Genomic DNA, 13,976 nt, shown 5'->3' with positions numbered 1-13,976 from the left:
ATTTACCAAATCTTGTTCAAATTTTTTCGACGGTTGGAGAAAACTAACCTATGTCTCTCTTCTTCTTGAGGGTTAGGTGAAGTCGATAGATTTTCCTGTGGTTGCTGTTCTATCTTCTCAATCTTGATTTCTTCCCTGGAAATTCTCTCTGGTAAAAATTCCTGATTCTCTTGTTTTTTTGAAGATTTAGAAGCTCTACTTTTACGTAGTTCAATAACATTTGAATCTTTCTTAGATGCAGAACGAAGACGCTTTTGTTCTGAGTTCCTTTTTGCCTTTTTATCCTCTTTACGTTCCTCTACAAGTTCCTTGCGTTTACCCAATGCTAATAAAGCATCATAGTTACAATGCTCCTTACGAGCATTACTTCGCTCTTTATTCAGGGCTTTTAATTCTTCTATACTCAAATCATGGGTATCCATATTGATGGCATGAGCATAACCCAAAAATTCTTCTGTATTATCATCAGTTTCACCACTGTAAATATATAAACTCAGGATATGATCTGGATCATATCTCAGCGTTACATATTCACCTTTATATGCTTTAAGTGATTCTCCTCGATAAATCAGGTTTTCAAATTGAATAGATCCATGAGCTTGAACAACTCTTTGCGCTTCTTTCATCAAACAAATATCTAATTCTCGCTCATCCAAAGGTTCAGGTAGTTTTCCTCCCATACCCTTAAACCAGCGTTCAAATCTCGTATCACGAGGCTCTTTAGGATAAGGCTCATGATTATAAATATCACAAAAGAAACTAGCGAGAATCTTATCCAAATTCTGTATTGTCAAACAGGCTTCTTTCTCAGCATTTTCAGGGCGTTCCTGAACATTTGCCCCTGTATAACCAGGTAAATCTTTGAGAACTTGAGTATTAATAGTTTTGAAAATTCGTTCGACAATACCGCCTTCTGGTGGGCGATCTCTCAATTCACACTGAAATCCTAATTTTTTACCAATGGCTTTGAGATGTTTTGAGCGAAAATCTTTACCACCATCAGTAAAAAAATATTGATAGGGGTGTCCACATACATCCCAAGACTTATTAAGTTGATAATCTTCAGGGTAGTTTTTAGGTAAAATGGCGTGTCTGAAAGCTAAAGCCACTTCTGTAGAACCGGGTTGTTTAATCCATAAGCGAAAACCAACAACACAGCTTGAAAAAGTATCCACAATAGTAGTTAGCCAAGGACGTTCAGACAGTAAATTGCCATGATTATCAACTATGCGAACATCTAATTTAGTATGATCACATTGGATAATTTGGTTACTAAAGTCAGCCCTGAGTAGTTCGCCATCCCTTGTTACCACTGTCATCCAAGATCCCGAACCCGGATTTCTAACTCTTGTTTTCCGTTTATGTTGTTCAATTAAAGGATCTAAAATTCGATAAACAGTAGCTTGATGGGGATATTCTCCTAGCTTCAGTCCAAGATCCACAATTGCGTGTCGCTTCACTTCACGAATTATAGATGCTGGTGATATTGGATGTTTGTCTTTCAGACTTTTTTCATAGATTGTTTTGATGAAGTTTTGCCAATATTCGCTAACTCGATATTTTCCCTTATCTGCTCGTTCTATTCCTGCTGTCTCTCTTAACTTATCTTCATCGTATTGCTTGAGAAGACGTTCCACCTGGCGAGTGGAAACATCAAGGGTATTTGCAACTGCCTGTTTTCTCTGAGACTTAATAGTGCGATTGGGTGATTCAGCAAGCCACTGGATTAGATTAAATGTCAGTTTATGTCTATCCGACGTTGCCAGAATAATTTGCGATGGATCTACCACAAAATTACTCTTGCCTAGCAAAATAGCTTCTGGAACTTGCGTCGAGTCTTCAGTGAATTCAAATTCTTCGTCTGTCATAGAGTGAAACCCACTCACGAATGATTAAGGTACTAATGTACCATGAATCTCTCAAAAATGCGACATCTAATTTGCAAAACACCAAAATCTTAACAAACGACGTTAAATTTGCGAAATTAGGTTTTGCGACATACAATATGCGAATTAGGTAATTTTGTCTTTTGTAGGGGTAAATAGCTTATGATGCTTATATAATAAAGGTTCTAGCCCTTAAAAGCAGTTGCGACATGACTTGCGAAATGCGACATTTAATTTGCGAACGTACATTGACAATTTTTATTAATCCTTTTTTTCGGAAAACCCTTGCACTCCAAGGGTTTTGTCGTTTCTGCTTTGTTCTTTTGGCTGGCAATAATTCTCTGTCTATAAATTATTAACGAATGATATAATATCCGCTTAATTAACCTAAATAGAAAATATTCGGATTAATGTTCGTAGTGAGGACTTTAGTCCTCAAAATCAGGGCTAAAGCCCTGACTACAAACCATAATATTGATTATGAACATTTTGCCAGACATCATACTAAAGGCTGATAAATATCCTCAGAAGCCGGATTCAGATAAGGATGCTGCATATCAATTAAATGCTGGGCAAAGTGTTGATTAATAACTTCTATCCGTTCCTCCAGGGCATTCTTACCCTTTTGCCAAGATTCTAACAACGCATTGGCTACAATTTGACAACGGTTCATACCAAAACTTTCTTGAGGAGCAAATTTGTGATTTGGTTCTTCTGCTAACCCTAACCCCGGTGCTAAAAATTTAGTAAATAAGGGAATTTCTGGCTGAAAATAAGCTTGATGTTCTTGATAAATATCTTGAAGAATAGTCCGAATTGTCGGGTAATCTTGGCGTTCAAAATGCAGTACCCCGGCATCATAACGCCCATAAGCTGCGGGATTATAAAGAACCTGAAAACTAAAGGCAATAGCCGCATTATTTAATGCTTGAGTTAAGCTATCCATAAGGACAATTGCCCCGGCTGATGTCAAATTAAAATAAATTCGCCCTACTCCTAAATCAGCATTTTCTGGATCTTGGTTTTCTATGCCTACATTACTAACTGCCACATAACAGCCATTTTGTAAGCGATTTTTAGGCATCCATATTGCTATTAATTCCCCCACTTTAGGTAACTTTTTCCGGGGTTGTAAATGACATTCTGGCTCAATATATAAGGTTAATCCGTCCTTACTCACAGCCATACTGCCATCAGGTTCAATTCGCAAAATCTGCCAATTAGGTTCATAATGTCCTGTACCATGATTGCTATGATGTAGTTGTTCATAGAAATTTTCATCTACACCTAAACTACTATTTTCTAATAAATTTACCTGAGATTGGCAATTATTATTATTTGCAGCTAAGACTGTTTGCAGTGAACCATTATAATAAATACCATAGAGAAAATTTCTCAGCAGTATGTTCAAATACTTCTGTTTTAAAGAAGGTGAGTTTTGTTGAAACCTACTTGCTATGTTAGCGGGTAAAGCAAAAGGTTGATAATGGGGATGGTAAATACAAAAATTAGGTTCAATCTGAATATTACTGGCAATATCGAATAATGAATTTACGATTTGATTGGTAGAATCATCAAACATTGACTTGTTTTGCACCTCAAATTTTAGAAAAGTATATGTGTACACATAAGGAATAATATTACTAACAACCGCGCAAGCGAGTTTTTTGGTAATAAAGAGGGACTAATTGTTGTTCCTTCTGGATCTGAGGAGGTTTTTGCAGTGTGGGGACAGATTGTAAAATTTCTGATGCGGAGATGCCAAAAATAGTTAACACTGATTGTTCTGGTATAGTCAAAAGAGTTTTAGCAACTTCCAGCATACACAAGTTACTATTATCAAAGGACTTTTCCCATTCAATTCTATTTTGAATTTGTTGAATTAATGCTAAACCTGCAAACTTAACTACACGGGTAATGAAGTCCTGATGATATTCTAAAATCATCGGAAAAGCATCAAGATAAGCTTGGATTAAAGCCAAAACAGAAGGTTGCAGTACATCTAGAGGAATCATGGCTAAATTTAAAGATTCTTCTAACTCTAGTGTCGGATCTACTATGAGACTAGAAAGCCAAATTCTTAAATAACTTGCTAAGAGAGTTCCTAAATCAAAAGCGGGATCTCCCCAACCACAAGCTTCCCAGTCAATCAATCTTATCAAGCAATTATCTAGCTGTTCCCATCGAGTATGAACCAAAATATTGCTTAAATGTAAATCGTTGTGAGTTAAACAAGATGGTTTCCACTCATAAGCTAAATCAGCAATAGCCGATTCTAAACTTTCGTAACGCTGATAAAGAATATGAAACTGGAGTGCCTCAGTGGGAATTATACCAAATGTTTCTGGAGTTATTGATGGTATGCCCTGGGCGGGATTGTAAAAATTGTAGCGAAACTGTCCTGCGGGAGCAGTGGACATAAAATCACGATACTCACGTTTATTGAACGTGGCTCGGTGTAATCCTGCTAACGTAGTACCAATGGCACTGGCGATCGCTGTGGGGAAAATACTGTTGTCTTGATAAAATTTTCCTAGTTCCGCATATTCGCTTAAGTAGCTACGTACAAGGATAGAATTTTCCTCATCAAAGTGTAGCAATGATGATGCAATCGCGCCAATATTACCAATGAGTGGGAATTGCTGTAATAACTGGTGAAATAGCCACTCATTAAAGAGTTCATGAGAACTTTGATGATTATTAATATTATGCTCTTGTTTAATCAGCAGTTGGCGATTATCTGCCAGCATTACCAGTAAATTTCGATTATTCTTGCTATTTTCTGGCAATACAGATTTATATGCAGCGCCATCTTCCGGGCTACACAGCCCTGCCTTGTGCAGATACTGGATAACATTTTGAGAAGACAGTGATGATAACATGAATTATTTCCTAGTTATTTAAATGGCTAAAGAATTACCGCAATCAAGATTGAGGTGGCTGTAGCAGTTCTTAGTTAATGGTAAAAAATTTACGAACTATTACTACTATCTACTAATATCCCATTTGTGTCAGAAAGACCTGCCAAAATGGCAATATTAGCTATTTTTTTACTTTCAAGTCTAGGGAAGAAACTATAAAATCTTTACAATATCTATAGTAGAGGTTTGTACATTGAATCACAACATTACTATTCTCAAAATAATTGGTAGTGGATATCAAGCAAAAACAACGGTTACTTAAAGTTATTGGTAATTTATATTTCTTAGGATGTGTAAGTAATCCATCCTGAATGCTATCAGTATTAGTTTACTACTATCCTCAAGACTTTTCCACTTTAATATATAAATGGCTACACTTATCTTGCTGTAAGCACAAGTTTTGGATGACTACTTACGGGTGTTGTAACTCACTCTTATTTAAGGTTAACATTTTTTTGGTAGTATTAATATACTAATGTAATTTAACTTGGAGGCAGAAACTAGCCAAGATAAAAATGCCATAGTGAAAAGTCACCATTATACTTAAATTCATGGTGAGAGATAATTTACCCAGTTGATTGATGGATCATCTACCAATGCTTACGGCAAATACGACATCTTATACAACAGTTCAATTTCTGCAACGCCAAGCTGCTTCCCTTTTACTGTACCAATCTGTCCTCCAAAGCGACGTAGGCACGACCTTTGTTAATTTATTACAAACCATCCGTTATACTGATGCAGATGGGCGGGATTGCCTACAAGCTTATGGTAGTTATTTCCAAGCTTTAGCCAGCAGTCATCAAACCTGGGAAGAATACCTAATTAAGCAAATTCTCACTGCGGATAATCCTTTTAGCAAATTGGCACAACAGCAGGAATTTAGCAAATTACCCTCAGCTTTAGTCGTGGCTGTCCAACATGATTTACAAGTATTACAAAGTTTATATGAATGCAATAGTGCAGTTTTGAGCGAGTGGGTACAAATGGCGACTCATTTACCCATTTCCCCAGTTGTTTGGTATCGAGAACCGGAAGCAGTCGGGATAGAAACATCTTTTCCCCAGTTAGAAAATTGGGGTGATGCTGTGGAAGATTTAGCTGCTTATTATCGTCAACATGGAACTGGTTTATTTGCCCAATATCGGGCTTTTCGTTGGCAAGGTGGGCGCTTAGTTGGCATTGCTTATGCTGATTCGGTGAAACTGTCTACATTGGTAGGTTACGAGTGGCAAAAAGATGCTTTAGTGAAAAATACAGAGTTTTTATTGTCAGGAGAAACCGCGCTGCACGTATTACTTTATGGTAGTCGTGGTTCGGGTAAATCTTCTTTAGTTAAAGCTCTGTTAAATGAGTATAGTCATAGAAACCTGCGCTTAATAGAAGTGTCCAAATCAGAATTGCCAGATTTACCGAAAATTGTGGAACAGTTGCGAGGAGTTCCCCAGAAATTTATTATCTTTGTAGATGATCTTTCCTTTGAAGAAGATGATGATACTTTTAAAGCGATGAAAGTAGTTTTGGAAGGAAATTTAACGGCAAGACCCGAAAACGTGGTTGTATATGCTACTTCTAACCGTCGCCATTTAATCCGGGAATTTTTTACTGATAGACCAGCCCCCAGGGATAACCATGAAGTTCATGGCTGGGATACAATGCAAGAAAAGTTGTCTTTTAGCGATCGCTTTGGTCTGACTCTAACCTTTGAAGCAGCAGATCAAAAAACCTATTTACAAATAGTCCAACACCTAGCAGCAAACATCAATATTTCTCCTGAAGATTTAGAATTCAAAGCTTTACAATGGGCAACCCGTCATAACGGACGTTCTGGTAGAACCGCAAGGCAGTTTATTGACTTCCTAAAAGCAGATTTAGCCGTATTTGGTGAAAATAAAAATCAATTATAGCTCTATGCACTGGAATAAGATCCAAAATTAACGGTAAAAGCTATAGAGCAATTTTACTCCTTCTTCTTTCTTCTGACTTCTTTCTTCTGACTCCTGACTTCTGACTCCCGCTATATCATGTAATCCAACCATAATTATAACTGTATATTTACCAATAAAAAAGTGAGGAATAATGACCTTAATTACTAATAACTCTAACAGTTTGACGACGATAAAACCCCGGAAAACGCAACCAACAATAGTGAGTCATCAGGTAGTGCTAGGAATAGCCGCTTTTAGTATCAGTTTCGGTTTAAGCCTAGTTCCCAACTGGGATTTTTCTAAAGCATTTCTTACCGGAATAATAACAATTTTGGCTACATATTCAGCCGCATTTCTTGTAGATAAACGGCGTAGAAGTGATGAATTGAGGATGATTGGTTCTCTCCAGCGACGCATTCGGGACATAGAAGGATTAAAATCTCGTATTGTCCGAGAAATACAGCAATTAGAAGAATATAGAAATTTATTGTATACAGAAACTCAGCAACTAGAAAACCAAATTGGAGATTGTCGTAGTCAAAGAGATGGACTACATCGAGATATCGGTAAATTTGCTGCTCAAAAAAAGCAAATTGAATCCGAAGTTTATAATCTCAAAAATGAATTTCAACATCTAGAAAATAGTAATATAGAACTGAATAATATCTGCAATAATCTGATTACAGAAAAGCGGCGACTAGAACTGAATTGTAACGCGTCTCGTGCCGAAATCCACCAAATACAACCTCACATTGATACATTTAAACAGCAGAAAAAAGAACTAGAAAATGATGTAATTTTGTTAGAAAGACTGAAGCCACAACTAGAAGAAAAGCTTTATGAACTGCGAATAGAAGTTCAAAATCAAGAATTGAAAATTGCCAAACAAAATGATTTACTACTACAGACAAATATAACTAGAAATAATCTAGAAAATACCCTCAAATCTTTACAGACTAAAACCTTAGGACAACAATCCGAAATCAATCAATTACAAAATCAAATTTCCCTCTTACAAGATGAACGGGATTTATTGCAAAATCAGGTTTGGGAATTACTCCAACAAGTGGAAACCATTAATTCCGAAACATTACCCGATAATGAAGAAAGTCATCTAGATTTATTTCCCTTTGATGAATTATTAGAACCATTAGATACAAAGGATCATCACCCAGACAATTTACCCACAGAATGGCATAATTTATTAGAACATCTTCCAGCTTATGAAATCCAAGTTTTAAAAGCCATACTTGAGCAAGATAACCCCAAAGCTACCATTAAACAAATTGCTGAAGCCAATATTACCATGCCCAATCTCTTAATTGATGCTATCAATGAAATTGCTAGTAATACCATTGGTGAGTTAATCATTGAAACTAATACCGAAGTTCCTGAAATTGTTGAAGAACATTTACTAAATGTGAAAACAATGATTAATAAATATGCAGAAATTAGTAATTAGAAGCTATAAATATGGTAAAATATAACAGCATCAATTATTAATAATTAAATACAATTAACTACATGACCAAGCTGAAACTATCGAAAAAAATATCCACTGCTTTAATTAACTCTCTTAGTGCAGGAGTAGTCCCCAGAATAGGAATTGAACATATAGCAGTTGGTCGAGAAAAAGAACTTAATAGCCTCTTACAAAATCTCAATGATATCGCAGAAGGTATCGCCGCATTTCGGTTTATAATTGGTAACTATGGCTCAGGAAAAAGCTTCATGTTACAAATGATGCGAAACCGAGCAATGGAGCAAGGATTTATAGTAGCTGATGCTGATTTATCCTCTCAACACCGATTAGCAGGAAGCAATAACGAAGGGTTAGCAACCTATCGAGAATTAATGAGTCATCTGGCTACAAAAACTCGTCCTGACGGTGGGGCTTTAATTTCCATTTTAGAAGGCTGGATTAATAAAATTCAGCAAGAAGTGGCTAAAGAAACGGGAATGCGTCCTAATGATGAAGGCTTTGATGACAAAGTAGAAACCAAAATTAGAGAAGTAATTCAATATATTGAAGATTTAGTTCATGGCTTTGATTTTGGTAATGTAATTATTGCTTATTGGCGTGGTTATCGCTTAGATGATGATGATTTAAAAAATGCCTCTTTGCGCTGGTTAAGAGGTGAATTTAATACCAAAACTGAAGCTAAAGCCGCTTTAGGAGTGCGGGTTATTATTGATGATGATAGTTGGTATGATTACATTAAATTAATCGCTAAATTTGTTGCGGAAATTGGCTATAAAGGCTTATTAATTTTCATGGACGAGGCTATTAATTTGTACCAAATATCTCCCACAGTTACCCGTGAAAAAAATTATAATCGCCTTTTGGCAATGTTCAATGATACTATGCAATGTAAAGCTGAAAATTTGGGTATTTTTATTGGAGGAACTACCAAGTTTTTAGAAGATCCAAATCGCGGACTTTTTGCAGACCAAGCTTGGCGTAGACGCACTAAAGAAAGCCGTTTTGCTACTCAAGCTAATGTCCAAGAATATATGGGTCCGGTGATTCGGCTGAATCCCTTAACCGCAACAGAAATACTCACTCTTTTACAGCGGTTGACAGAAATTCATGCTTTGAATCTTGGTTATCAAAGCACTTTAAAAAACTCCCAATTACAGGAGTTTATTCAAGAAATTGTCAGTCGTTTAGGTGCTGAAGCTTTGCTGACTCCAGGGGAAATTATCCGCGATTTTATCAGTGTGTTGAATGTGATTTATCAAAATCCAGAAATTAAGTTTGCTGAGTTAATTCATGGTGCTAATTTTCATCCTACGGTTGTGGGTAAAGATAGCAGTTTAGATGATGATAATGCGGCGGAATTTAGTTTGTAATTATTTATTAGTATTGGTGAATTGGAAATAAAATAATATGGTTTAGTTAAGCTACAAAATTTTTTTTAACGAACCGCAGAGGCGCAGAGGACACAGAGATTGAGAAAAAGGAGATGTTATTTATTATCGCTCAGAGTGCTGTTAGAATGAAATAAGTTATATTATGAATTTGTTAAGTTTATTTTAAATCTAATAAGCTACTAATTAGTTTCGATAAACCACTACAACAAGGATTTGAATATTCATATAATTCATTACGTTCTATCTGCTTGGCTATTTTCTCAGCATTTTGAATAGCTTTTTCCATTTCTGTTTTTAAAGGTTTTGGATATAAACACATTGATTTATCATAGTCAGGTATATGCTTATTTAATAATTTAACTAACTTATCTCGGCTAATTTGTGATAAATGGTCTTGAAAATGAATTAAATACCAAAGTTCAAAACAGGGATTGGTAATTGCTAAATTAATCTTTTGACTGTTAGCTCGATTAATTGCATTTTCCCAACTTGTACGACTTTTTTCAATATGTTCATCTCCATCAAAAACAGCCCAAGCAGCATCATTTGTAGTCCATCTTTTCTCATCTTTCATTTGCTGTCGTTTTTCGATGAGTATTTCAATAATATTACCTGGGTCAGTTTTTCCTTGATTACGCAATACAATAATTTCTAAAGTTGGTGAACGTAATTCATTGCGAATACTATTGAAATAAATTGGTTCTGTTTTACTTCCTTCACAAGCAATTAATATTTTTTGAGTAATTTTCCTGCTAGGTTGACTACGTTCTAACTTTCTTGACATTCCTCATCACCCTGTAATATCATTTCTTCATCAGATGGTAAAAATGGAACTGCACCAAAGCGTCCATCTAAATAAGCTTTATCAATTGCTAAATCATTGCGGACATGGAAATCAGTTAAAGGATATAATTCTGTACTATGGTCAGGGCGTTTTTGTGTAAACCATATTTGATCACGTCGTAATAAGTTATTTCTTTGTAATGTATTATCATGGCTTGTGAAAATAAGTTGAGCATTTTTTGGGTTGGTTTTGGGATTTTGAAACATTTTAACAATTTTTCTGACAATATTTGGATGAAGATTTGGAAATTCATCCACAATTGTCAAGCTATCAGTTGTCAAAGTTGTTACTATCCGAAATGCCAAGCTAAATAGGCGTTGTGTTCCCAAAGATTCCTCATCTAAAAGCCAATGAATTTCATTACCTTCAATGGTATTATGTACAGCATATATGTTGTAGTTAAGTAAATCATCTGATTTTTGTTTAATTTCAATTTTGGAAAGCCCAGTATCAAATTCTTGTACAATTTTCAGTGCTGTTTGTATTGTTTCTTGGAAGAATGAATCCTTACTATGAATATTTTTTATTACCCTCAGTTCAAACTCCTCACTACCTAAATTAATTCCTGGCCAGCGACCCCTTAACCAATCAAATAGAGGTTTAATTATATTAACCTCTAGTTTAAATAATATATGAATAAATAGTTCATCCTCTTTAATACTTTGCTGGAGTTGATTATGTGGACCAGCAAAATCATCACCAGTTTTCCAGATAAATTTATTTGTATTGTCATCCCATTGACGATGAAATAAACGACGAGTTCGCTTAGTTGTATTTAACGTATAATCCAAGTTTTCTAAAAGTACACGATGTTGATTAATTTCTAATAAATAGGTATAAATATTATTATTAAATAAAATTCTTAATTCAAATTTTGTAGGTTTTTTAGCAGAGATATTATCTAATTTAAAAGAATCTAGTTTGGCATATTTAAAAGCTTTATTTACTCCAATTGTTTGTGTTTCCTTTATACCACGCTGCATCATTAACAATAAATAATCCAAAGCTTGAATAATATTACTTTTACCTGATGCGTTAGCTCCAAAAATTGCTAAAACAGGTAAAATCTCCATATCCCAACCTTCAACATGATACCCAGGTGCAATTTCATGATCTAATTTTATCCCTTTGCGTTTACTGGTTGCGCTTGTCTTGCGAGTGCTTTGTTTTTGAGCAACAGCACTGAGGGTTACAGGTTCTTTAATGGAACGGTAGTTTTCAACAGTGAAGTCTACAAGCATAATTTTAAGGTACTCAAGGCAGTTTTTTGTGATTTATTCACGTAAATCTTATCGTAAAAGCCAATAAAATTTCTACTTTAACCACAACTCGTTATATTAACTTACACCGAATGCGGACTATGACCAAGAGATGATTACATTCTGTTACACACCACAACCGATCATATTAGTATTAGATTGACAATAGAAATATCCACACGACAACAAAAATAGGTATAAAACAATGATCCGTTTAAAACCCTGGCAATGGATAATCTTAATTTCACCAATTGCAATAATTGTTTCTTTCCTTCTCGTCTCCGCAGGAACACAAATTCATGCTTGGGGATTAAGTTGGATTTGGGCTTTATTTACATTTGTATTTGTCGGTTGGCGGTGGTTATTGGTACGGTGGACAAAACCAGAAATCAACCGAATTGAAGCTGTATTTGCAGAAGTTAGAGAAGAATTAGAAACTTCCACAGAAAATAATTTAGTCATCGAAACAGATACGACTAAAGCAGTAGAAATAGCATTACAAAATATTCTCACCGCAGCCGCAAATGATTTACCTATTTGGGAAGATTGGCAAACTTTTTGGAAAAGGTGTCAAGATTTAGTAGTAGCAATTTCTCATATCTATAATCCTGAAGTTAAATATCCGCTTTTAAATATTTACATTCCTCAAGTTTACGGTTTAATTCGCGGTACAGTAGATGACATGGATCAATGGATGCAAAAATTATCTCCTGTTCTTAATCAAGTTACTGTTGGACAGGCTTATCAAACCTATGAAGTTTATCGGAAATTAGAACCATCTGCCCGTAAATTATGGAAAGTTTGGAATTGGGCGCAATGGGTATTAAATCCGGTCGCTGCGGTGGCTAAAAAAGCTAGTGAAGGTGTGGGAAATCGGGCTTCTCAAGAATTATTAATAAATTTGAGTCAACTATTACGAGAAGCAGCTTTGCGGAATTTATGCAAACAAGCGATCGCTCTCTATGCAGGAACTAAAATTGAATTACCTATCCCCACCCTACCCCAAGTTAAAACCCAAACCCTGCGGGACATTCTTACCCAAGCTGAACCCCCAGAAATCGTTGCCCAAAAACCCGTAAATATTCTCATTATTGGGCGCACAGGTGCAGGTAAAAGTAGTTTAATTAATACTCTTTTTCAAAATGAATTGGCTGCTGTTGATGTTTTACCAAGTACAGATAAAATTCAAAATTATCATTGGGAAACGGAAAATGGGGAAACTCTCAACCTTTGGGATACTCCCGGTTATGAACAGGTAAAACGGGAAGATTTGCGAGATTTAGTGATTGATTATGCTAGTAATGCTGATTTACTATTATTAGTTACTCCTGCACTTGATCCAGCTTTACAAATGGATGTAGATTTTATTCAAGATGTAAAATCAGAAGTTGCAGATTTACCGATTATTACCATTGTCACCCAAGTAGATCGTTTGCGTCCTATTCGTGAATGGCAACCTCCTTATAATTGGGAAGGGGGAGAAAAACCCAAAGAGATTTCTATTCGAGAAGCAACAAAATACCGTCAACAACTATTAGGAAATTTTGCTAATTTAGTTTTACCTGTCGTTACAAATGATCCGAAAACTAATCGCCATGCTTGGAATATAGAAGCCTTGTCTTCAGGATTATTAGCAGCAATAGATCCGGCTAAACAATTACGGCTAACTCGCTTTTTACGGAATTTAGAAACTCGCACCACAGCAGCAGCTAATATTATTGAGCATTACACATTTCAGATGACAACTACTCAAGGAATTGCTGCATTACTAAAAAGTCCCGTTTTGCAATTTATTTCTACATTATCAACAGGTTCTCCTACTCTTGCTTATTTACTCGCAGAACAAATTCCCATAGAACAATTACCGATAGTAATTGGCAAATTACAAATGGCTTATGAACTTTTTCCTCTATTAAATACAGACAATTCCAAATCCCGTAATTTTGATTTATTATCCCTATGGCCGTTGTTGTTAGAAAATCCATCTACACCAGATCGTAATGCTTGGGCATTTGGTCATGCTTTAATAGAATATTGGACGCAAGATTTAACAATTGAACAAATGCGAACCAGATTTAATTATTATCTTCAGCAATGAAAAATTAGGGATTTTTTATGTGATTCTTTTATCCGCGTGAGTAGAAATTATCACAATAAATATTTCAGATATATCTATTACCAAGGATAGTAATACAAAGTTGGGTTAAGAGATATTATTTGTTCAATAGTAGTTAACAAGTGACCCGAAAAATCTCTTTTTTTCC

Annotated in this window: 9 protein-coding genes; 4 read left to right on the top strand and 5 right to left on the bottom strand. The window is 35.5% G+C overall.

Features of this window, described 5'->3' with window-relative positions; translation table 11 throughout:
• Positions 1-2: 2 nt before the first annotated feature.
• The 3 genes from FJR11_RS09740 to FJR11_RS09730 form a co-directional block, all read right to left on the bottom strand.
• On the bottom strand, positions 3-1,868 hold the full coding sequence (locus FJR11_RS09740; RefSeq protein ID WP_168503495.1) for a Mu transposase C-terminal domain-containing protein: 1,866 nt from the start codon (positions 1,866-1,868) through the stop codon (positions 3-5).
• Positions 1,869-2,385: 517 nt separating this feature from the next.
• A complete protein-coding gene (locus FJR11_RS09735) occupies positions 2,386-3,468 on the bottom strand; it encodes a T3SS effector HopA1 family protein (RefSeq protein ID WP_168503494.1) in 1,083 nt (360 codons plus the stop codon).
• Between the two features lie 61 nt (positions 3,469-3,529).
• The gene (locus tag FJR11_RS09730; protein WP_168503493.1) at positions 3,530-4,768 is read right to left on the bottom strand and encodes an aminoglycoside phosphotransferase family protein; all 1,239 of its coding nucleotides are present in this window, start codon (positions 4,766-4,768) and stop codon (positions 3,530-3,532) included.
• A gap of 620 nt (positions 4,769-5,388) precedes the next feature.
• On the opposite strand from FJR11_RS09730, the gene FJR11_RS09725 reads away from it, so the two are divergent.
• The 3 genes from FJR11_RS09725 (at position 5,389) to FJR11_RS09715 (ending at position 9,588) form a co-directional block, all read left to right on the top strand.
• Positions 5,389-6,714 carry an ATP-binding protein gene (locus tag FJR11_RS09725; protein ID WP_168503492.1) on the top strand — a complete coding sequence of 442 codons (1,326 nt, stop codon included), beginning with the start codon at positions 5,389-5,391 and terminating at the stop codon, positions 6,712-6,714.
• A gap of 172 nt (positions 6,715-6,886) precedes the next feature.
• Positions 6,887-8,197, top strand: a complete 1,311-nt coding sequence (locus FJR11_RS09720) for a tellurite resistance TerB C-terminal domain-containing protein (protein WP_168503491.1) — start codon at positions 6,887-6,889, stop codon at positions 8,195-8,197.
• Positions 8,198-8,259: 62 nt separating this feature from the next.
• Positions 8,260-9,588, top strand: a complete 1,329-nt coding sequence (locus tag FJR11_RS09715) for an ATP-binding protein (RefSeq protein ID WP_168503490.1) — start codon at positions 8,260-8,262, stop codon at positions 9,586-9,588.
• A 178-nt stretch (positions 9,589-9,766) separates the two neighbouring features.
• On the opposite strand, the gene FJR11_RS09710 is transcribed toward FJR11_RS09715, so the two are convergent.
• Both FJR11_RS09710 and FJR11_RS09705 read right to left on the bottom strand, forming a co-directional pair.
• Positions 9,767-10,393: an RloB family protein gene (locus FJR11_RS09710; RefSeq protein WP_168503489.1), complete on the bottom strand. Its 627-nt coding sequence runs from the start codon at positions 10,391-10,393 to the stop codon at positions 9,767-9,769.
• Positions 10,378-11,694, bottom strand: coding sequence for an ATP/GTP-binding protein (locus tag FJR11_RS09705; RefSeq protein WP_168503488.1), 1,317 nt, complete (start codon positions 11,692-11,694; stop codon positions 10,378-10,380). Before FJR11_RS09705 ends, FJR11_RS09710 begins: the two co-directional genes overlap by 16 nt.
• A gap of 223 nt (positions 11,695-11,917) precedes the next feature.
• Here FJR11_RS09705 and FJR11_RS09700 point away from each other — a divergent pair, with 223 nt between their 5' ends.
• Complete coding sequence (locus FJR11_RS09700; RefSeq protein WP_168503487.1) at positions 11,918-13,810, top strand: GTPase family protein; 1,893 nt, start codon at positions 11,918-11,920, stop codon at positions 13,808-13,810.
• The last annotated feature ends 166 nt before the right edge of the window (positions 13,811-13,976 follow it).

Origin of the sequence: Anabaena sp. UHCC 0187, from assembly GCF_009712035.1 — a bacterium.
In the GTDB taxonomy this organism is placed as follows: Bacteria; Cyanobacteriota; Cyanobacteriia; order Cyanobacteriales; family Nostocaceae; genus Dolichospermum.
This window is presented reverse-complemented; position numbering and strand designations above follow the sequence as displayed.